The 21,816-nt window shown below is 45.5% G+C and carries 21 protein-coding genes; 19 read left to right on the top strand and 2 right to left on the bottom strand.

Annotation, left to right across the window (positions count from 1 at the left end; genetic code table 11):
• Positions 1 to 11: 11 nt before the first annotated feature.
• Positions 12 to 623, bottom strand: coding sequence for a TetR/AcrR family transcriptional regulator (locus tag LZ24_RS04720; protein ID WP_144682877.1), 612 nt, complete (start codon positions 621 to 623; stop codon positions 12 to 14).
• 259 nt (positions 624 to 882) lie between these two features.
• Between LZ24_RS04720 and LZ24_RS04715 the strand changes: the two genes are divergently transcribed.
• The 11 genes from LZ24_RS04715 (at position 883) to LZ24_RS04665 (ending at position 13,364) form a co-directional block, all read left to right on the top strand.
• Entirely contained in the window at positions 883 to 3,090 is a 2,208-nt protein-coding gene (locus tag LZ24_RS04715) for a DUF3141 domain-containing protein (protein ID WP_144682875.1), read from the top strand.
• 306 nt (positions 3,091 to 3,396) lie between these two features.
• Complete coding sequence (locus LZ24_RS04710) at positions 3,397 to 4,257, top strand: tetratricopeptide repeat protein (protein WP_144682873.1); 861 nt, start codon at positions 3,397 to 3,399, stop codon at positions 4,255 to 4,257.
• A 65-nt stretch (positions 4,258 to 4,322) separates the two neighbouring features.
• Complete coding sequence (locus tag LZ24_RS04705) at positions 4,323 to 4,940, top strand: GTP-binding protein (RefSeq protein WP_144682870.1); 618 nt, start codon at positions 4,323 to 4,325, stop codon at positions 4,938 to 4,940.
• 45 nt (positions 4,941 to 4,985) lie between these two features.
• On the top strand, positions 4,986 to 6,152 hold the full coding sequence (locus LZ24_RS04700; RefSeq protein ID WP_144682868.1) for a DUF4388 domain-containing protein: 1,167 nt from the start codon (positions 4,986 to 4,988) through the stop codon (positions 6,150 to 6,152).
• Positions 6,127 to 6,486 carry a PilZ domain-containing protein gene (locus LZ24_RS04695; protein WP_144682866.1) on the top strand — a complete coding sequence of 120 codons (360 nt, stop codon included), beginning with the start codon at positions 6,127 to 6,129 and terminating at the stop codon, positions 6,484 to 6,486. Before LZ24_RS04700 ends, LZ24_RS04695 begins: the two co-directional genes overlap by 26 nt.
• A gap of 17 nt (positions 6,487 to 6,503) precedes the next feature.
• Entirely contained in the window at positions 6,504 to 7,019 is a 516-nt protein-coding gene (locus tag LZ24_RS04690) for a metallophosphoesterase family protein (protein ID WP_144682864.1), read from the top strand.
• A 51-nt stretch (positions 7,020 to 7,070) separates the two neighbouring features.
• Complete coding sequence (locus LZ24_RS04685; RefSeq protein ID WP_144682862.1) at positions 7,071 to 7,961, top strand: phosphoribosylaminoimidazolesuccinocarboxamide synthase; 891 nt, start codon at positions 7,071 to 7,073, stop codon at positions 7,959 to 7,961.
• A gap of 125 nt (positions 7,962 to 8,086) precedes the next feature.
• A complete protein-coding gene (locus LZ24_RS04680; RefSeq protein ID WP_144682860.1) occupies positions 8,087 to 8,509 on the top strand; it encodes a hypothetical protein in 423 nt (140 codons plus the stop codon).
• Positions 8,510 to 8,558: 49 nt separating this feature from the next.
• Positions 8,559 to 9,878, top strand: a complete 1,320-nt coding sequence (locus tag LZ24_RS04675; RefSeq protein WP_144682858.1) for a hypothetical protein — start codon at positions 8,559 to 8,561, stop codon at positions 9,876 to 9,878.
• Between the two features lie 176 nt (positions 9,879 to 10,054).
• A complete protein-coding gene (locus tag LZ24_RS04670) occupies positions 10,055 to 11,143 on the top strand; it encodes a hypothetical protein (RefSeq protein WP_144682856.1) in 1,089 nt (362 codons plus the stop codon).
• 142 nt (positions 11,144 to 11,285) lie between these two features.
• Complete coding sequence (locus LZ24_RS04665; RefSeq protein WP_144682854.1) at positions 11,286 to 13,364, top strand: SUMF1/EgtB/PvdO family nonheme iron enzyme; 2,079 nt, start codon at positions 11,286 to 11,288, stop codon at positions 13,362 to 13,364.
• Positions 13,365 to 13,627: 263 nt separating this feature from the next.
• Here the strand turns inward: LZ24_RS04665 and LZ24_RS04660 are convergent, their stop codons facing one another.
• Entirely contained in the window at positions 13,628 to 14,758 is a 1,131-nt protein-coding gene (locus tag LZ24_RS04660; RefSeq protein ID WP_186442931.1) for an ABC transporter substrate-binding protein, read from the bottom strand.
• A gap of 553 nt (positions 14,759 to 15,311) precedes the next feature.
• On the opposite strand from LZ24_RS04660, the gene LZ24_RS04655 reads away from it, so the two are divergent.
• From LZ24_RS04655 to LZ24_RS04620, 8 genes are all read left to right on the top strand, one after another.
• A complete protein-coding gene (locus LZ24_RS04655) occupies positions 15,312 to 15,707 on the top strand; it encodes a roadblock/LC7 domain-containing protein (protein ID WP_144682850.1) in 396 nt (131 codons plus the stop codon).
• 19 nt (positions 15,708 to 15,726) lie between these two features.
• Positions 15,727 to 16,338, top strand: coding sequence for a GTP-binding protein (locus LZ24_RS04650; RefSeq protein WP_144682848.1), 612 nt, complete (start codon positions 15,727 to 15,729; stop codon positions 16,336 to 16,338).
• A complete protein-coding gene (locus LZ24_RS04645; protein ID WP_144682846.1) occupies positions 16,339 to 17,010 on the top strand; it encodes a hypothetical protein in 672 nt (223 codons plus the stop codon).
• Between the two features lie 299 nt (positions 17,011 to 17,309).
• Positions 17,310 to 17,780 carry a winged helix-turn-helix domain-containing protein gene (locus LZ24_RS04640; protein ID WP_144682844.1) on the top strand — a complete coding sequence of 157 codons (471 nt, stop codon included), beginning with the start codon at positions 17,310 to 17,312 and terminating at the stop codon, positions 17,778 to 17,780.
• 20 nt (positions 17,781 to 17,800) lie between these two features.
• Positions 17,801 to 18,973, top strand: a complete 1,173-nt coding sequence (locus tag LZ24_RS04635) for a HAMP domain-containing protein (protein ID WP_144682842.1) — start codon at positions 17,801 to 17,803, stop codon at positions 18,971 to 18,973.
• Between the two features lie 33 nt (positions 18,974 to 19,006).
• Positions 19,007 to 19,987, top strand: coding sequence for a hypothetical protein (locus tag LZ24_RS04630; protein WP_144682840.1), 981 nt, complete (start codon positions 19,007 to 19,009; stop codon positions 19,985 to 19,987).
• Positions 19,988 to 20,198: 211 nt separating this feature from the next.
• Positions 20,199 to 21,269, top strand: coding sequence for a response regulator (locus LZ24_RS04625; RefSeq protein ID WP_186442930.1), 1,071 nt, complete (start codon positions 20,199 to 20,201; stop codon positions 21,267 to 21,269).
• Between the two features lie 101 nt (positions 21,270 to 21,370).
• Positions 21,371 to 21,754, top strand: coding sequence for a hypothetical protein (locus LZ24_RS04620; RefSeq protein ID WP_144682836.1), 384 nt, complete (start codon positions 21,371 to 21,373; stop codon positions 21,752 to 21,754).
• Positions 21,755 to 21,816: the final 62 nt, after the last annotated feature.

Raw genomic sequence — 21,816 nt, 5'->3', positions numbered from 1 at the left:
CCTCCTTTCTGCTATGGTGTTTTGTTTGGTTTCTGTGGCTGTTTGAACAGAGGGGCTCCCAGCGCAAGTATGGCTCTGCGAAGATCCTGCAGGGAGAGAACTTCGCTGCCCATGCGCCTTTGGATCAGATATCCTTCAAAAATGGCCGTTACCAAAGCACCCAGCTTGCGGAGTTCTCCATAGTTTTCAGAGTAGGGCGCAAGGATGTCTGCAAAAAGATCGCTGGAAAGTCTGTAGATGCTTGTATTCAGGCGTTCCCGTATATCAGGGTCACCGGAACCCTGAACCGTGAATTCCAGAAAAATCTTGGGCCATTCATCATCGGCTATCAGGGCTTCAAGGAAATCCACCAGCACTTCGAGGGCGCTTTCTCCGTCTCCGGCTTCCTGCAGACGGCTTTGCCGTTCTTCCCTGTGCTGCTGCATCCTTGCCTGCATGATATCAAGAAAAAGCTCATCCTTGCTTTTCCAGTATCTGTAGAAATTTCCTTTGGCATAGCCCGCATAATCCGTAATTTCGGCTATGGTAGCCGCAGAATAGCCCTTTTCTCCAAAAATACGGACGGCTGCTGCCATCAGCTCTTCTTGGGTCTGTCTGGATTTTAACTGCTGTTTTGTTGGCATGGTGACCCTTATTCATTTTTTGACCCGCGGTCATTAAGGCAGCCTGATAGCACCTTTAAACCTGGTTTGTCAACAGGATTGTCCGAAAATAAAATTTGCATTGCAGCAAAGATTTCTTATGTTTAACATCATATGCTTTTATGGTTCTTTACGTAAAAGCGTCTTTTTAGAAGGATAAGGGCGGCTGTTGAAAAAAAGACACTGTATCTTGATTTCTTATAAAACAGCAGCGGATAAAAATACAATTAAAGAGGACCATATGGATACATTTGCAAAAACATCCGTGTTTAATGAAGCTGTCAATCCGCAGGATTTTACTGATTATATGGTAGACACCATCCAGAGGCAGATTCTTTTCTGGGATACCTTACGCAAGCGAGGGAATATTTATCTGGAGCACCTTGAAAAAGGGCAACCTCCTGTCCTTGTCTTTGACTATGAGAAAATCATGGATGGCCGGACCTTTGAAAAACCCGTTAATTTTTCTCTGGTTCGAATCCTTGACAGCCGTTCAGCGCCCTCAGAAAAACTGCCGGATGGCGTAGAGCGCAGACAGGATCCGGATGTAAAAGCAGAGAATAAAAGACCCAAAAGACCGATTCTGATCATTGATCCCCGTGCAGGACATGGTCCGGGTATTGGTGGATCAAAGCAGGATTCCGAGATCGGCATGGCCCTTAAAAACGGGCATCCTGTCTATTTTATGCTGTTTTATACGGAACCCTTCAAAGGCCAGACCCTGGTGGATGTGCAGCGGGCTCAGGTTCTTTTTCTGGAAGAGGTACACAGAAGACATCCGGATTCGGAAAAGCCTGCCATTATCGGTAACTGCCAGGCGGGGTGGGCTGCAGCACTCGTTGCCGCTGACAGGCCGGATATCACAGGTCCCCTTGTGCTGAACGGCTCTCCTCTGTCCTACTGGTCCGGCGTGGAAGGGGCCAACCCCATGCGTTATCGGGGAGGGCTGCTGGGGGGTGTCTGGGTCAACTCCCTTCTGAGCGATCTTGGCAATGGTTTCTTTGACGGGGCCAATCTGGTAGCCAATTTTGAGGGTCTGAATCCTGCCAATACCTACTGGACCAAGCTGTATAATGTTTATGACAGGGTGGATACAGAAGAAGAACGATTTTTGGATTTTGAAAAATGGTGGGGTGGTTTTTTCATGATGACCCGTGAAGAAATTCACTTTATTGTGGAAAACCTTTTTGTGGGTAACCGGCTGGAACGGGGGAGGCTCTGGCTACAGGAAGGACAGGTGCTGGACCTGAAAAAGCTGGAAGATCCCATTGTGATTTTCACTTCCAATGGAGACAACATTACCCCGCCCCAGCAGGCTCTGAACTGGATTCCACGGGTATATGAGACAACGGAGGATCTGAAACGCCACAGACAGGTGATTATCTATATTGTCCACAAAGATATTGGTCATCTTGGGATTTTTGTGTCCGGTGCCATAGCAAAAAAGGAACACAATCAGATTATTGGTTCTGTGGATATGATTCCTTACCTGGCACCGGGTCTTTATGAAATGGTGATAGAAGAGGAACCGTCAAAACCCTGGATGAATGACTACAGGGTCCGTTTTGAGGAACGGAGCGTGGAGCAGATTCTTGCATATGACGACGGCATTGAAGATGAAGAGGCTTTTGTGCCGGTTTCTAACCTTTCCCAGGCCAACGATTATCTATATAAGGTCTTTGTCAGCCCCTTTGTGCAGAAGTGCAGCAACAGATATACGGCAGAGCTTGCCAAGCAAATGCATCCTCTGAGGGTTCAGCGCTATGTGTTTTCCGATTTAAATCCAATGATGCTTCCCTTTAAAACAATGGGCCGGATTGTGGCAAAAAAACGCAGACCCATCGACCGTGAAAGCAACTCCTTTGCCCGTTTGGAAAAATATACATCCCGCCTGATTGAAGACAGCCTGAACCTTTACAGAGACACAAGGGATAAAAGAGACGAGTTTCTTTTCAAACTTACCTACGACAATCCTGCCATGAAGCTTTTTTTTGCTCCTGCCATTGAAGGGCTTGTCCATGGGAAAAAACCTGAAGATGAAGTACAGGCCAAGGCTTTGCGGCGGGAAAGTGACCGTGAACTCTGGCTTTCCAGAACAGGGGATGGGGGCTTTGAAGAGGGGCTTGTGCGGATTATGGTCGCCATGGTCAGTGCAGATGCCATTTATGATAAAAGTGAGATGATCATGGCCCAGCAGATCATCCAAAAGCATCCCAGGCTCAGCACCATGAAGCGGGAGGCATTCAGAAAAATGGTGATGGAGCAGTCCCGCATTCTTCAGGTGGACAGGGAAGGGGCGCTTAACGCCCTGCCCAAACTGATTCATCTGAAAAAGGACAGGGAAGAAGCTTTAGGAATTGCAGAACAGATTGCCCATGCCGATGAAAATTTTCCGGAACCCGAACAGAAACTTCTGAAGCGTTTGCGCAATGCCATGAATATCGGATAAGGGCAATGGTTTCCATGACAGAGCGCTGCAGTGATACAAGCTTAACCATATGCCTTTTAAAGTGTTAAAAAAATAATCGGGTGCAGGTTTTTCTCTGTATCCGGTTTTTTTTTTACACACAAATATCTTACCTCTACTTGACCGAACCGCAGGCCTTATGGAAAATTTTGTTGGTATTTGCTTAAAAAAGCTGTTTTAAAAAAGCTGGATTAAAAACATAATGGAAATGATTGTACTGTGATACGCCTTCTGATAATGTAAAATCCTTTTAAATTAGCCACTGTCAGCTTACTTTTGGGAGATTCCATGTCCGTCAAAGATAAATTTCAGGTTATTCTCAAGGAAGCTCGCCTTTACTCATCACAGGGTCTTTTTGACGAGGCCCTTACCCGTTTTGAAGCCCTTGAAAAGCTAGTGGAACCGATAATCGGACTGAAAAACAAAGAAATACTGCTCAGTGATATACGGCAGCGTATTTCTGAGCTGCATGAAAAAATATCTGCTGCATCGGAAAAAAATGAAAACCGCACCTTTACGGCACGGGAGTCTGAGCTGGTCAATACCCTCCTGCCGGACACCGAAGAGACACCTGCTGAAATGCGGCTGGAAAAGGCAAGGCTCCTTGCAAGGTACGGTTCTTATCCTGCGGCAATAGCTCTTTTTTCAGCGATTCTGAAGGATAAAAAATTTGGTGAAAATGCGGGAAGCGGTTTAATCACCGCCATGGTCAAAGATCAAAGGGAAGGGGAAGCGGCGGATCTCCTGCGACAATGGGAAACTTCGGGAATCTTTTCCCAGAAGCAGCTGGCCCGTTTCCAGAGCTTGATTCCGGGTATGACCTCCGGTATGGAAGCCGTGGAAGACAGCAGTATGGATTTACTCCCTGTCAGCTCTGTGGGTATTCGTCTTGAAAATGTTCCAGAGGAGCTGAACGATCAGGTGGATCTGGATGTGAGCTTTCAATCCGGAAACCTTGTGAGTCTGATTATTTCCAGCAAAGATAAAAAACTCATCGATGACCTTAAGGTGGGTTTACGCTTAAATGACATGCGCTGTTATTCTCCTGTGGCTGTATTCAGAAGCTCCGGCGTTGTGGCATCCAAGCACCAGATTAACGCAGGACCCAAAAAAGGGGACTGGTGTCTGAATATAGAAATTAAAGGGTGATATTTTTCTTCCGAATTGTGTCGTACCGGAGGAAAATCCGTAAAAATGGAATTCTGGAGGGCTTCATGGCCGTTTTTAATATTCAGCAGCGGGTCATTGAATGTAAAATTGTTTATTATGGTCCGGGCCGCTGTGGTAAAACAACCAATCTTGAAACCATACATAAGCTTTTTCGGAAAAATATGAGCGGAGATCTGGTTTCCATTGATACGGAAGGCGACAGGACACTTTTTTTTGATTTTCTGCCCATGGGCTTAGGCAAAATTCATGGCTGTGATGTGAAAGTACAGCTTTTTACCGTACCGGGGCAGCCCCAGTATGCTTCGACACGTAAACTTGTTTTAAAAGGCGCTGATGGGATTGTTTTTGTTGCGGATTCTCTGGCTGTACGCAGAGAAAAAAATATGCTTTCATTAAAAGATCTCCATGAGAACCTCAAATCCTATGGCCTCAGCATTGCTAAAATTCCTCTGGTCTTGCAGTATAACAAAAGGGATCTGGCCAAAGAAGGATTGCCTGTCATGCCGATAGAGCAGATGGAGAGGGATCTGAACCGGCAACTGAAAGTACCTTCTTTTCCAGGAAGTGCGGTGACGGGCGAAGGCGTTGGAAAGACCCTTAAGGCTTGTATCGAGAGTACTTTGAGGCATTTACAGCAGGAATTGAACTGGGTGCAGAAATAAGTTGCCCAGTATCTTTTTTAACCTGTGTCATTCTGGAATAATTCTATGGATATAGCCGAGGTTCTTTCTGGGAGACTGTCCTTTGTTGGCCTTGCGGAACTGCTTCAGTTTCTCGGAGGAGCTGCTGCCACTGGAAATATACGTATTTTTGCGGAAAATGGTGCAGAAGGTACCATCTTCATGAAAAACGGGGAGGTACTTGATGCAAGACTGGAAGAAAAAAACGGAGAAGATGCCTTTCATGATCTTTTTACATGGCAGGAAGGCCGTTTTCTTTTTGTTCCGGGAGAAGGGAGTGGTCCCCGCAGGATTCACAGAAATCTGACGGGTCTCCTTCTGGATGCACTGCGGCAGATGGATGAGCTTCAGGCAAGCCAGAGGGAAAAAGGTCCTGAACTGCTCAGGGAACCCTGCCTGAAAGGGCCTGCCATTGAGTACAGCGATGTGGTGGATGAGGAATTTCATAGAGATGGCAGTGTGGTGGTACGACAGGGGCGTTTTGGATCGTGGTTATGGGTGATTCTGGAAGGACAGGTACGCTTGCATAAGGAAGTCGGGGGACGCAGTGTTCCCCTTTTTTGCCTTGGTAAAGGGGCCTATATCGGAAGTGCGGCAAGTTTTGTCATGATGAACCGCCCCCGGAGTGCTTCCGTTCAGGTTGTGGGTGAAGCTCTTCTGGGAGTGCTGGATGCCCAGCGGCTGGCCAGAGAATTCACTACCTTTTCCACAGTCCTTCAGGATCTTGTTCTGGGAGTGGACAGACAACTGACCCAGCTTGGAGAAACCCTTGCCCTTCTTCGGATATCTTCAGGACTGCCTGCAAAAACGCCTGCATCTTACCAGAAAATCAGGGTACCGGAAGACCACCTTTCTGCCACTTTTTTTTCAGCAGGCGGTGGCAGAATTCTGCTTGCATGGCAGAAGGAAGATGCGTTTCTGGAGCTGGCATCCTTTCCTGAGGGAAGTGTTTTTGCCTATCCCATGCAAAAAAAAGCCTCCGATGGTAATGGTTTGATTTTTCTGGGAGAGGAAGGAAGTTTTCTGGAGCCGCTGGAAAAGGGAGATGCGGGTATGCTCTGGGACAGACTCTCGCCTACTTTCCGGAAAATGCTCGGCTTTTCCCTCAGTTCCATACAGACAACACTGGCACTGATTCAGGAGGCCATAGACGTTAAAGGGAGAAAAAATGATACAGACGAAGAATCCTGCTGAAAAAAGACGGTTCCCCTTTCGTCCTGAAACCCGTAACCTGATACATTTCACCGTCCTTGGGGAGGAGGGGGCCATTACCATGCAGGGTATGGGAAGAACCCTGAATATCAGCCTTGGGGGTGTACTCCTTGAAATTCACGCCCCTGTTCCTGAAGGAAAAAAGGTGCAGCTCTCCATGGGCATGGGAGATGATGTACTGGATCTGGATGCCGTTGTGGCCCATGCCCGGCCTTCGGGAAAGAACACCATCTATGCAGGACTTTCCTTTTTGCCCATGACAGGTCCCAAGGCAAAGCTTCTTTCCCTTTTCATTGAACAATTTGAATCCGAATAAATACAGAAAAGTATTCCATGAACAACAGACATAAAGAGGCCATACGCGTAGGGGTTTTGTCCGACACCCACATGCAGGCGGCGGATGATACATTGTTTTCCCTCAGGCAGGGCGTGTTTTCAGATGTTTCCATGATTCTCCATGCAGGGGATATGACCCGTCTCTCTGTGCTGGATGCATTTTATGATGTGGATGTTTTTGCTGTCTGCGGTAATTGTGATGGCCCGGATGTCAGGGAACATCACCCTGTTTCCCGTATTGTGCCCATAGGACCTGTGCGTGTAGGGCTTATCCACGGATGGGGTGAACGCAGCGGTGTCATGATGCGGGCAAAAAATGCCTTTGAAGGGGTAGATGCCGTTGTCTTCGGTCACACCCATGTCCCGGAATGCCACAAACTGGATGATGTTTTGATGTTCAATCCCGGCAGCTACTCAGATAACCGTAAGGGTCCATGGCCGCATACGGTGGGGATATTGACAATTTTTCCCAATGGAGATATCAGCGGAGATATCGTACCCGTTTCTTTGTAGGAAAATAATTTTCTTCATTTTTTCTTTCTCTGAAAGGATTTTGTTAAATTTATGATTACATCTTCAGAAAATATGGAACTTGAAGGTCTTAACCGGCTTCGGAGTGGTAAGGTTCGGGATATTTATGATCTGGGCGATTCCTATCTCATGGTAACATCGGATCGATTGTCTGCCTTTGACGTGGTCCTGCCCGATGCCATTCCAGGAAAGGGGCGGGTTTTAACAACACTTTCCCTTTTCTGGTTTGAACGCATGAAGCGGCTTGTGGGGAATCATATTATCAGTGGCAGGGTAGAGGATTTCCCTGACGTTTGCCGTCCCCATGCAGACTATCTCCGGGACCGGAGCATGTGGGTGAAAAAAGCAGAACCCTTGAGCATTGAATGCATTGTCCGGGGGTATATTTCAGGCTCCGGCTGGAAATCCTATAAAAAAGATCAGACCGTTTGCGGTATCCATCTTCCTGCAGGCCTGCAGGAGTCTGAAAAACTGCCCGAACCCCTTTTCACCCCGTCCACCAAGGCCGAGGTGGGGGACCATGACATCAATATTTCCTTTGGAGAAGCAGTGAATCTTGTGGGCAGGGAAACAGCAGAAAAGGTGAGGGATCTGAGCCTCACCATTTATACGGAAGCTGCGGATTATGCCCGTGAACGGGGAATTATTATCGCAGATACCAAATTTGAATTCGGTATGGCAGATGGTGAAATTATTCTCATTGATGAGGTGCTGACACCGGATTCTTCAAGATTCTGGCCCGTGGACAGCTATGCACCGGGATTTTCTCCTGCAAGTTTTGATAAGCAGATTGTGCGTGATTACCTCGAAACACTGGACTGGAACAAGCAGGCTCCCGGTCCCAGACTCCCCGAGGAAATTATTCTTAAAACCGCAAGCAGGTACGAAGAGGTTCTGCAACTTCTGACCGATTCTAAAAAATAAAAAAACAAGGGGAGATCCTTTACAGGTCACCTCTTTTTTATACTGATTCATGGATAAACATCGTTTATTGCGCAGGCTGCCCATGGGGGGTGGCAGAACTCATACTTTATCAATGGGAGAGAATGATGAAGCATGTAAAATTGGGGGCCCTTGTCCTTATTATGGTTGCGGGCCTTATGGGGCATGCCCTTGCGGATGTCCTGATTATTGCCAACCGGGGAGTGTCGGTGGCCAGTGTTTCAAAGAGTGATCTGGAACGTATTTACAGGGGACAGCTGAGCCGCTGGGAGGATGGAAGCCGTGTGAATTTTGCCATTCTCAGGGGGGATGTCATGGACAGCTTTTTGTCTGAGTATGTCAGAATGTCTCCTGCCCAGTTTGATCAGCACTGGAAAAGACAGGTTTTCACGGGAAGGGGACAGATGCCGCCTACCATGAACAGGCCTGCAGATATGGTCACCTATGTGGCCAATACCCAGGGGGCCATTGGTTTTGTTCCCGAAGGAACGCGTATCGATGAGGTGAAGGTTCTGGGTATTACACCATAATATTTTCATCCATTTTATTTAAAATGCATATGAATATAAGGAGATTTGCATGAAAAGCTTAAAAGGACTGATGCTGGGTCTGGGCATGCTCTGCATGGGCTTACCGGCAATGGCTGTGGAATTTGGGGATGACCTCTATGGCGGCGTTACTGTCCATGGTTTTGTTTCCCAGGGATACTTATTAAGTGATAACAATAATTTCTTTGCCAAAACCGAAGACGGCAGTGCCCGATTCAATGAATTCGGGGTGAACATCAGCAGCCAGGTCAGCGACAACCTCCGTGTGGGCCTTCAGATTTTTGCCCGGAATCTTGGGGAATTCGGTGAGGGAGAACCGGAAATTGACTGGGGCTTTGCCGATTACCGCTGGAGAGACTGGATGGGTATCCGGGTGGGTAAAATGAAAATGGTTCACGGTCTTTATAATACCACCCGTGACATTGATATGCTCAGAAACAGCATTTTCCTTCCCCAAAGTGTCTACAACGAAGCCTGGAGGGATACGGTATCCGCCATCAGTGGTGCTGAAATATACGGTGACCTCTACATGGGCAATGCCGGTACCCTTTCCTACCAGTTTCAGGGGGGTGAAACCGAATTTGCAGTGGATGGCGGGGTTGTGACATCCCTTACAGATCAGTCCAGACTTGCTGGCGTCCTGTCTGACCCCCAATCCACCCACACCAAATATTCCATGGCCGGTGGCCTTGTATGGTATACCCCCATCAATGGTCTTCGTCTTAGCACCACTGTGTGGTCTGTGGAGTTTGATATGGAAACTAATGCTGTAGCAGAGGATTTTTTACCTGATTCAGGTTCTGCGAATGTTAAGGCAAATACTGTTTCCAGGGCATACACGGCCTCTTTGGAATATCTTAGAGGCCCTTTCACCTTTGCCGCGGAGTACATGGGTAACCGCTATGAATTTACCAACCAAGCAGAGGGGCATTCTGATTTTGCAAACTTTATTAATGCAGCTGGTACCAGAACCCTGAATACGGAAGGATATTATGCAGCCATGGCCTACCGTTTTACGGATTGGCTGGAGCTGGGTATTTCCTATTCTGAATACTATGCAGATAAAGATGACAGGAGCGGAAAGTTAAATACTATAGATGAACACCCTAGGTTTCCGGGTTTAAGCAATCCACGCAAAGATACCGGCTATAAAGATCATGATGCCTGGCTGAAGGATATTGGCATGACAGCCCGCTTTGATCTTACCCCTAACTGGGTATTTAAACTGGAAGGCCATGCCATGAACGGTGCGGCCATTCTTATGAAAGACATCAACTCCGATAAGAACAACAATCTCAATACTTCCGAAAACTGGTTCCTCTTTGCTGCCAAAATGACGGTAAGTTTCTGATTCTTTTTTTAGTGTTCATGCAGGATCTGCTGTGCTCTGCTTCTTTTCAGGGAAGCAGGGCATGAACTATTTTATACGGGGGAGGGAAAATGAAATGCAGGGCCTATTTTGCAATTGCAGCTACTTTATTGCTTTCATGGACACTGTGCAGCCTGCCAGTTCTGGCGGATACTGTAATGACAGAAAAAGAAGTGGCCATGGGACTTCAGCTTGAAGACAAAGAAAGTGTTGCTCAGATTCTTCTTCAGGCCAATGAACAGATTGTACAGCGTCAGGCCAGACGTAACAGAAATGTCCGCATGGAAGGTATCCGTGACTTTATCGATCTTAGTGATAAATATGCTGCCGTAGCCTACCGTGCGATGATTCTTCCGGATACACCAGCCATTGCTCTGGTACTGTTTGAACGTAGCGATACTACCCTCTCAATGCCAAGAAATTTTCCTTATCTTTTTTTTGTAGGACCTGAAAAAATTGCGGATTATGAACGCATCGATGATGCTGAAATTTGTGGATATTTCAGGGAAATGGGGATTTCTGACTGTGTTCCTGTTTTTACCCAGCGCAGATGGAAACAGATGTTGTCTGAAAAGGCAGAGAAAAATCATACCCATCATATCTCTGACATTCAGGGCATCATTCCCTCAGACCGCATAGACCCCTCCCTGGTCCGTCACTCTGAGCTTCAGGCAGCCCTTGAGGCCAAGGCAGATATTACCCTTGTACAGCCCCTGCTCGTTGGAGGCATTGCAATGGCTGATGGAGAAAAAGCCCAACTGCAGCATCGGGTGGCCGCTCTGGAAGCCCAGGTGGCCCGCCTGACCCGTATCCTTGAAGGTGTTCAGCGGAAGGGGCAGAATCTTGAATTTCAGGGAGTCAATCTTGTTGTTTTGAATGGAGAGGGTGCAACGGCATCAGGCAATGGCAGTGGCAATCTTATCATCGGGTACAATGATCCGGAAAAAATAACCGGTTCCCACAATCTTGTTCTTGGTGAAGGACACACCTGCACATCCTACGGCAACCTGATTTCCGGAAGAGGGCACAGGGTAACGGGTTCCTATGGTGCTGCGGTTTCAGGAACAGACAATGTTGTTTCTGGCAGATCATCCTCTGCCATCGGTGGTGAAGGAAACCGTGCAGAAGGTGATTTTTCTACAACTGTGGGTGGGCGAAAAAACAGAGCGGGTGGGAAAAATTCCATTATCACCGGAGGAGAAAACAGGTCTGTGATGGATGCCAATCCCCATTTTACAGCGGAATAGCAAGGTCTTTGACGTTCGAAAAGGAAAAAAAGCGCTGAGTAGAGCCTTGCCTTTAAACCTTTCGTTTTTGTTTTATCATGACCGCTGTGCCTGAACCCTGCAGAAGTATCAGGGAGGGATCCTGAAAAAATGTGAGGAAAAAATGAAACCAACCCCAAGTTACTGTTCCATCATTACAGGCATACTGGCATTTTTGTGCTTATGGATGGTTACACTGAATATTACGGCCGTTGCGGGCCAGAACAGAGCGCTGGTCATAGGGATTGATGCATATCAGGATCAGACCATATCTTTTCCTGCAACAGCTAAAGAGGATGCAAGGGCACTTGCTGGATTTCTTGAAAAACATCTGGGTTTTCAGGTCACGCTGCTTTTGGGCAAGGCTGCGGACAGAGCTGCCATGCTTAAGGCCCTCCAGAGTCTGAGTGAAAATGCGGAACCGGAAGATACGCTGCTGATATATTTTTCCGGAGCAGCCGAGGTTGAATCGCTTTATGGCTATGGATGGTGGCTGGGATCGGATGCCATAAAAGGTAACCTGCAAAGCTACCTTGAAGTTCGCACCATACAGAGGATACTGCGCAATACGGGAGCGAGAAATGTGCTTTTAATTTCAGACGCTCCTTTTCCAGATGCAGCCATCGGTTCTCCTGTAGCAGAAAGCAGAATGCTAGAAACGGCTGAAAATCAACAGGGCTTTTCCCACGCTGTGCTCTATAAGAGTAGAAATGAAACAGATCCGCCAGAAACCGGTGGAAAAAATGGCTTACTGGTATCTGCCCTTATGCGGAGTTTATCACTTACGGAAAACCAGTTAACCGGCATAAAACTGTTTTCAGCCCTTCTTTCAAAAACCCATGAAAGTGGAGCTGTCTTTGAATACCGAAGCTTGAAGACAGGAAGAGATTTTTCTAAGGATTTTGTATTTACACTTCCCGTAAAAGAAAAACATGTCTCGAAACCTGTTCTTGTGAAAGAAGAACCCAAAGCACAGCTCAGCATAGCTTCCAACGCTGATGGAACAATGATCCGGATCAACGGGCAGGAGCAGGGAAGCGCCCCCTTAGAGAGGCTGGTTCTGGAAGCTGGCAGATACCGCATAGAAGCGAGGGCTGCCGGATACGAAAATATTACTGAGGAATTTCGGCTTGCGCCCGGTGAAGAGAAGAGGCTTGAACTGACCCTTGCGATCAGAAAACCTGAAAAAGGACGTCTTGTGATCCGGGTCTCTCCGGAAAATGCCTCCATCCAGTTTAAGACTCAAAAATTATCTTACAGCCCGGACATGACCCTAGCCCCGGGAAGCTACAGCCTGCGTGTAGAAGCTCCTCTATATCAGCCAGTTCTTCGGGATATCCATATTAAATCTGGCGAGAAGACCGAAGAGGAATTTTTTTTAACGCTTAAGCCTTCCTATGAAAACAGTCTGGCAATGCGTTTTATTCCAATAGAAGCCGGCGTTTTTGAAATGGGAAGCCCTGAAGATGAAGTCAGAAGAAATCCCGATGAAAAAAGAATTTCAGTCGAAATAACAGAACCTTTTATGATGCAGGTCCATGAAGTTACAGTGGGGCAATGGAGGCGTTTTGTTGAGGACACGGGATATAAAAGCGAAGCTGAAACCGGTGCTGGCGCCCATGCTCTGGAGAGCGGTTTCCGATGGGTTCTGGACCGTCATTACAACTGGAGGAACCCCGGCTATAAAGTCACGGATGAGCTTCCTGTCAGCGCAGTATCTTATAATGATGTCCAGAATTATATTCTATGGCTTCGTGAAAAAGAAGGGCTTTACTATGATCTTCCCACGGAGGCGGAATGGGAATATGCAGCAAGGGCGGGAAGCAGCACGGCCTATGCCTACGGCAATTGTCTTTCCGATGATCAGGCCAATTTTGCAGCAAATTCTTTCCGGGCAGGTTGTGCTGTTGGTGCTTTTCGTCAAAAGCCCCTGCCAACAGGTTCGCTGCAACCCAATAACTGGGGATTGAAGGACATGCAAGGTAATATGTGGGAGTGGTGCAGAGACTGGTATGGAAAATACCCGGGGAACCATAATGCCTTGATCCAGAATCCCTTTGGGCCTGAGACAGGTGAAAGACGTGTTCTTCGTGGGGGTGGATGGGATACGGATATGGATTCCATCCGTGTTGCCAACCGCTATAGTATGCCTCCTTCGGCAGCCTATGCCAATATCGGTTTTCGACTTGTGATTCGGCCTTAAGCCAAGTTCGTTATTTTTTTATGAAAACCCTATGGAATCAAACGACGTGATTTTTTTGAGTTCTACATATCCATTTTTTAGCAATTTAAACGAAGCCTTCAGAAGTGTGGTCACTACTTTGGCGAAACTTGGGTTAAGCGGGTTCTTGATGGTTCAGTAAAAAAAGGGGGGGCTTTTAGCCCCCTCTTTTTTTTCAGTACAAGTTCACTTTATAAAGACGATGAATGATGCGGCCTGGTCTGGCGTCATGACCTGACTTCAGATCAGGGGTGATACTCATAGACTTCAGAAAAGTTCCGGATAGGTGCTACAAAGCCACCTGGAGCAATCTGCGTTAAAAAAATCTGATTGGAACCCGTATGCTTTTTATCAGAAAATGAAAAGCGGAAACCGCCGAGATCGCTTTCAAACTGCTGCTGCGCCGTATGGATAAAGGAGGCAGCATCCAAAGAAGGGCTTTGCTTTAAGATATAAATAAAAGCCTGAAAATTTAAGTAAGCTTCAAAGCCTGGAAAGGTCATTTCAATAGCAGGATCCTCTTCTTTAAAAGCTTCTACATCGGCTGCATAGGCGTTGACAATGGGGATTCTTCTATAAAATGGAAAGGGAACGGCCTGACTGATAACAACACCTAAGCCTGTGTTCATCAGTCGTTCTGACAGTTCTAGAGGATCGGTGTGGCCAACTGCAATCAGATGGATATCCCCCCGGCTTTGCCTGAGCTCTCTTATAAAATCAGTTGTCACATTCAGTTCTGCTGCAATGATGATAGCATCAGGGCTGGTTACCAGAATATTGTCTATGGCAGAAGATATTTTTGGATTTTGGGGAGTAACTGGTACTGCAGCCAGCAGTTCCTGCTGTCTTTTTTCCAGTGCACTGCGCACCCCGTTCATGTATTCAGTACCCTTTTCATTTTCACTGTATAAGACAGAGATCCGCCTCTTGCCCGTTTCCTGCATAAATCGGCTGACCAGAAGATCCATTTCCAGATCCATATCGGGTCTTAAGGTAAAGATGTTGGGTTTGGCATGGGAGCCGGAGGTTTTTATGCCTGTATTGGAACCAAAAAAAAGCGTTGATTTTTCTTCAGATATACGCAATGCATCCTTCGTACTATTATAGCCGAAGGCAGATACAAGGGCGAAAAGATCTTCCTTTTCTGTCAGTTGGTTAAGATTGTTCTGACGTCTCACTTCGTCTCCGCCATCATCAAGGGCAATAATGCGCAGTTGTCTCTGATGGACTCCGCCTCCATAATTAATTGCGGAAACGGCGGCTTCCATACCCTGAAGCCATTTGACAGCCTGTGTACTTTTCGGTCCCGTCAGTGGCAGACTGACCCCCAGAGAAAGAAGAAGATTTTTTTCTTCTGGCCAGGCGGGTCCTGTCATGGTAAAAAAAATCAGAAAGCACATAGAGACAGAAAAAAAATTTTTTTTAGCAACTGATCCCATTCTTAATATCATTCCCGTCACCATTTTTACCTTATTTTAGATTTAATTTATTTTTGAAGTTTCAATACATACGGTTACTCAAAGACCTTGTCAAGTAACCCACAATTTAAGATTCGATGTTTTGCCCAGTAAACCCCAGTCAGACCGTAAGAACATTGTCCTGAACTTTGGGTTTGCCAGCAATGAATTTTTAGGTTATATTTTCATTTTAAGTGTTTGTATGATTCAATAAAGTACAGAAGGTGAAAGTTAAGGATCTAAAGGAAAATAAGCATCGATGGTTTCCAATGCCCAGTTTGTAACTGGACAAATACTGCCTCTCTGCAATGGTCAGTATCTGATTTAAAGCTGGAGGGCTTCCGCTTACCTGTGATTAAATCTTCAGTAGACAGGGCAGGTTGTTTATTTTGTTCAGCAACAAAATCTGAATTATATTTTTCAGCGTGTGCATTGTACTTAATTACCCAAGGAATCATTTGAGGAAGGGACTATGGAGTTTACTCTGGATTTAGACAGGCAGCAAATTGAAAAGATAGAAAAAATTCTGGATGAAGAACTAATTGAGCTTGGTGTTATTAACGTTATCCTTCTGGACCTTGCGGGCAATGTTATTATCAATCTTGATAATGGCAGTACGCAACACGATGTGTATTCTCTGGCGGCCCTTGCAGCAGGCAACTTCGGTGCTGTCAGTGCCATGGCAAACCTCATCGGGGAACAGGAGTTTTCCCTTCTTTTCCACAAGGGAGAGACCGACAGCATCCACTTCAGCAAGGTAACCGACGATCTCCTTTTGCTATCTATCTTTGGAAAGGAAGTTTCACTTGGTTTTCTTCGCCTGAAGGTCAGTGAGGCTGTAAGAAAAATCGAATCTCTCTTTGGATAAAAAAAATCGGAGGCTTGCTTTGGCGCTGATTAATCCCAAAAAAAAAGAAGTTCAGGTAAAAATTGTTTATTACGGACCTGGGCGGGGTGGAAAAACAACCAACCTTGAATATATTAATCAAAAATTCAAGTCCCGTATCAAGGCAGAAATGGTTACGGTAAAAACCTATGGTGACCGTACCCTTTTTTTTGATTTTCTCCCCCTCGATATCGGCAGTATCAATGGATATGATATCAAAATCCAGTTTTATACCGTCCCCGGACAGGTAAAATACAATGCAACCCGTAAGCTTGTACTTCGGGGGGTGGATGGAATTGTTTTTGTTGCCGATTCCATGGGTCTCAGACGTGAGATGAATATCCGTTCCCTGCAGAATCTTGAAGAAAATCTCCGCTCCTTTAATAAAGATTTATCCCGTATACCCCTCGTATTCCAATACAATAAAAGGGATCTTGCAGCACATAATATTGCACTGCTTCCTCTGGAAACCATGCAGCAGGATTTAAATGCAAAACTGAATGCCCCTTATCTGGAAGCCAGCGCCATTACTGGAGACAATGTTGCCTTAACCATGAAAAAAATCATCTCCATCACGATTGGATCCCTCAAAAAAAAGCTGGAGGAAAAATAAGTGACGGATAAAGAGGATGCCCTTTCAACGGCATTGGACCAGCGTCTCGATGACCTTTTTGACGAAGGCAATCTTGACGTTGAAGAACCTAAGCCATCGGTCAGTGAAAAATCTTCTGCCCCGAAAGACAAGCCGCAAAACTCCAGACCCAATAATTTTAAGGCAACAGAGTCTCAGCAGCCGGGTGGAGAGGTCATGAGGGGGCTGAATGCCCTTCTGCTTTCCATGGAATGGGAGATTGATGACAGTGTTATGTCGAAGTACCTCGCTGAAATTCAGCGTCTTCAGGAACTTCATAAAGACGATATGTTTTTTATAAATTTTACAAAAATGCTGGAATCCATTGGTCTTTACCTTAAGCGCCACAAAGTGCATGCCCATCAGGATACCCTGAAAATACTTCAAGAAATACAGGCTGGCCTTGGTCTTCTTGTGGACATGCAGGACAGTCTGTCTGATAAGGAAAAGAAAATTTATTTCAACCAGACCTATGAACGTTTTCAGGTATTCCGAAAACAGATTACGGGTAAATCAGCCGACGTCACTAAGGCATCTTTAAATAAAAACACAGAGCTTGTTACTCTGATACGTGGCATTGTGCGTAAAGAACTCGCCATGCTGCGCAAAGAGCTGCTGGAAGAGCTTCGCAGCGCTCAGCCCAAACAGCCCTGATCTTTTTTAATTATGGGAGAAATACTAAAAAGATCATTTCCCACTCGACGTAGATAAAAATACCTGATTATTGTCATTAAGCCTGACACAAAAAATATTCTGTCGAGTGCGTTTCGATTTTATTAGTATTTACTGCGAAGGTCAGATTGATGCTGGCAGAATGACGTAGTGTAAGACCTGTTCTAAATGCAACATATCTGCGCTAAGCGAGAAAAATGATTCCATTGTTAAAAAAACTTCAAAGGGCAAGAATAAAACATGCAGTGAGTCTTCATGACGCTTTGAAATGAGGGATAAACATGGCAACTTTTTCAGGGAATCCATCCACAATAATTTTAAGACAGAAGGATGACGGTTATGACCGTGAGATTTCCATGGACCGGGATATGCTCAAGGTGTTTTCACTCATCGATGGAAAACGGAATCTTGCTGATATTGCTTCCCAAACGGGTATATCTATAGAGACTTCCCTTAATGCGGCCAAACGTCTTCTGGATGCAGAAGTCTTAGAAATTATTGAAGACGATAAGGATGCTGGATCCTCTGATTTTATGAATTTTCTGGAAGAGAATCTGTCCCTTGCCATTGGTCCCATTGCATCTGTGATTATTGAAGATGAAATTGAAATTATGGAAGAGTCCTGGAGCAGTTTCCCGATGGACCGGGCACCGGAACTTGTTAATTTAATAGCCAGACAAATTCCCAGGGAAGAAAAACGGGTTGTATTTCAGCAGGCAATGATTCAGTTTTTAAAAGACATGGCGCATTAAGGCACCCGGAGGAGACATTTATGACAACGCTGATTTGCGAAGAATGCGGTAAAATTTATCACCTGGACCCCGAAAAACTCAAGGAAAAGCTTGCCGGAGATGAAGCCAGAACCCGATGCAGGGAATGTGGTCATGTGATGCGGATTACCCGCGAACAGCTGGAAGCAACACCTGAAAAGCCCGCAGAACCAGTTATTGCTGCAGAACCTGAAAAGACAGCCCCTCCTCCTGCCCCAAAAAAAGAGCAAAAGAAAAAAAAAGAAGAAAAGAAAATGGAAAAGAAAGGACAGCGTCAGGGCTTAGGACTCCGGACAAAGATGTTTTTTCTGTTTCTTTTTGTTCCCCTGCTGCTTATGACAGCATCAGGGCTGTTTTCTCAAAATCAGTTAAATGAGCTTTCAAACCGTATTACAGGTGAAAGTACACGTGTTGTGCAAGGAATGGCCGAAGAAATCATTGCTGAAAAGGCCCGTTCCGTAGGATTGCAGGCAAATATTTTTCTGCGCAGCCATCCGGAACTGGGTAGGATGGATTTTAACTACGACCCGGAGTTCAGCCGCATTGCCGTGCAAAGGGTGGCAGAATCGGGTTACACTGTCTTATTTGAGCGACCAGGTATTGATGAGACGGATCAGGCTTTTCGCATCTGGGCACACCCCGATGCAAGGCTTATAGGTATACCTATCATAGGAGCTTTGGAGCAGGCTCTAGGACCCCAGTATTTTCCTGAGTTTCGTAGAATCATTGAGGTTGCTGCCAGAGGTAGAGAAGCCAGAGGCTATTATACATGGGTGGAAAGGGATGGGCAGTTGCGTCAGAAGTTTGCTGTCATCAGCCCCGTGGAGGGAACCCGCTACCATGTAATGGCAACGGCCTACATTGATGACTTTACGGAGCCTGTAAGGGTGCTAGAAAATGAAGCGAGATCCATGGCGCTTCACACAAGAAACATTACCTTTGGTATTCTGATTTTTTCTCTCTTTATTATCGGTCTTTCCATATCCATCTATGGATACAGGATCACCCGCAGCATCAAGTACCTCACGGATGCTGCTGACCGAATCAGTGTCGGAGAACTGGATATGCAAATCGATGTCCGTTCCAAAGATGAAATCGGGAACCTTGCCGATGCCATTTCCCGTATGCAGGACAGCTTGAAACTTTCCATTGAACGTCTCAGAAGAAGGCGCTAGCCAGAAAAACTAAGACAGGAGGGTTTTATTTTTATGGCTGAATTTCTTTTTCCCAATGATACGGCCTTGGTTACGGGAATGAATAGTTATTATATATCCCTTAAACGCCTCATAGAACATTATCAGGGAGAGGTAGGGTGCGGTTGTGTGTACTTCCGTTCAACTTCCGGGGAAGCCCTTTTGTTTTTTGATGAAAAAAAAATTATGGATTCCGTTTTTTCCGATGGAAATGGCAGGTCAACTGGCATGGCTGCTGCAGAACTTTTAAAAGCCAGCATGGTTGTTCAAAAATACCGGGTTTCCGTTTATGGCATTGATGCCAACGCCCTGAATTACTGGATCTCCCTGATCCATGCCATCCCCATGGCTAAACCCGTTACCCTTGGATTTGACAAGCTGCTTGATGTTCTTGACAAAGAAAATGAAAGTCGTCCGGATATCGGCTACTTTCGTATTAAGGGTGATAAAAAAAGGCAGCTTGGATGGGTTTTTTTTCAAAATAAACGTATCTATGGATTCCGTCTCCCAGGAGACAGGGCACCGTGGCTGGGTCCTGAAGATCTTCCGGATTTTATGGAAAGATTTAAAGGATCTTCAAAAATAGAAGTCTTGTTGGGTGAGGTTGAAAGTAAAATTGAGTTTCAATCCCAGACAGCAGAATCAAATAAGGCGCTTGGCCTGTTGGAAGAACTTATTCAGCACACGGAAAGCATTGTACAGGGCATGAAGGGAAGCAAAAAGGACTTTCAGATTCTTTTCAGAAGAATGTGCATAAAATGGGCCGATATCTATGACTTTCTTGATCCTTTTGCGGCAGAACTGAGCTATAAAGATCAGGCGCTTTTCTTTGAAAGTAATACAGGAAATAGGGAGTTGATTGAAGGGGTTACCCGGGTTCTCTTTGAAATAATAAAGGAAGCGGATGCAGAAAAAAAATATCATTTTGTCTTTAAGGAATGGCAGGAAAAACACTCAGAGTATCTTTCAAATCTGGAGGTCCGTTTTCCTGAGTAATATTTTTTCCCCTTGCATACAGTCCAGATGCCTTCCAGGCTTCATGCATAACATGTTGGATATCGACTTTTATTTATTTAGAGAATATAAGGGTTTTGTGTGCCAGCATACGAACTTGCTGTACCTTGCTGGCAGAAGATGATTCCTTAGAATTTTTACCACAACAATGCAGACATTCATCAATATTATGGAGTGTACTGCGGGAGGTTCAATGCATCTGCACGTTTTAATCGCAGACCCGGATATGGAGAACGCAAAGCGTATAGCTGGCTGGATTGAAAATCATGGTGAAATATTCAAATGCATGGTCGTTGGCAGTGGTGTGGAAGCCGTAGAAACCCTGAAGAGCTGTGCAATTACTATTCTTATAACGGAACTTCTTCTACCTGATCTTGATGGTTTTGGGTTGTTGGACACCCTCAAGGCAGAATTTCCAGAAATACCTTCCATCGTTATCTCTGCCCATGGTAAACCTAAAACCCGTGAAATACTGTTGCGGAAAGGGGCAGAAGAGTTTCTTGGAAAACCCCTTCAGGCCAGAGATTTTCTTGCTGTCTTTGAAAAAATGATGCGTCGTATTCAGGAAGGAGGCTCTCTTAATGGAGCATCCCTTGATACCTTTGCGCAAATGATTGAAATGGAACAAAAAACCTGTACCCTGCGTGTAACGCATCCCCCCAGTGGAGGATACGGGGTTTTATTTTTTAAAGATGGAGAAATTATCCATTCAAGACTTCCCGGAAAACAAGCTCTGGATGGATTGTCTGCTGCTTACAAGATACTGGCATGGCAGCCCGTTTCCCTAATGATTGAGAATCAGTACAAAGCTGTTATTCAGACCATTCATTCAGATCTGCAGGCCATTCTCATGGAGGCCATGCGCCTCAAGGATGAAATGGACCAGGAAAAGGATCTTGCCATTGCCATAGAATCCGCTTTGCCTGAATTCATTCCGGAAGAGGAAAGCTTTTCCGATGATAAGGAAGTGGATCCTGTGCAAAACTGGTTAAGCTTTATGGAGGAGCAATCTCCTGGCATTGAGAGTGTATACCAGGACGCATCATGGAGAGATCTCCTCCTCCATGCACGCTTTATAGGGGATATTTTTGAAGCGGGTCCGATGGAAGCCTGTTACGTAAATATGGAAGAGGCCTCGGAATCGATCATACTGCCCGACGGTAAGGATACGGTAATCGCAGTGAAGTCTTCCTTTAAAAGGGAGGCTGTGATTAAACTTTTGGTTTCTAATCCTCCTCCGGATCTGGTGACAGGTCCATCATAAAATCCATAGTTAGAAATAGCGACTAATACTTGTGACTTTATTGCAATATCAATAGGATACCATACCGAATTTATACTATAATTTTTTACTGTGAGAAATAAATGAAGATTTTTTCTGAAATTTTATCCCTTGACAATGTCGAAGGGGTAATCCTGCTTTCTTCAGGCGGCGAACTTATTTCCTGGGCTTTTTCTTCAGACATCAGAGAAAAGATGGAAAATAAAGACTGGGGTTCTGTATTCCGTAATACTGAAGAGCTTGGAAAAATTGTTCAGAGTTTTGAAGGGATGCAGGAGCTGGAATTTTTTTTCACAGATAAAAAAATTATGGTTCGAAATGCGTCTCCTAATTTTATGATTATTGTCATGGGTCGCAGTGCTTCCACGGACATGGTTCGTCTGGTATCGGATACCCTTATGCCTCAGCTGAGAAAGGCAAAAAAAGCAAAAAAAACCTTTGGTTTTTTAAAAGCCTTTGATTTTTAATTTTTCCGCCTCATTCTAACTTGTCGGTTACCTGCACCTATACAATTTTTTAAGGAGATAAA

Origin of the sequence: Desulfobotulus alkaliphilus (genome assembly GCF_007830435.1) — a bacterium.
GTDB classification, from domain to species: domain Bacteria; phylum Desulfobacterota; class Desulfobacteria; order Desulfobacterales; family ASO4-4; genus Desulfobotulus; species Desulfobotulus alkaliphilus.
The sequence above is the reverse complement of the archived record's forward strand: the minus strand, read 5'-3'. Positions and strand labels throughout refer to the sequence as shown.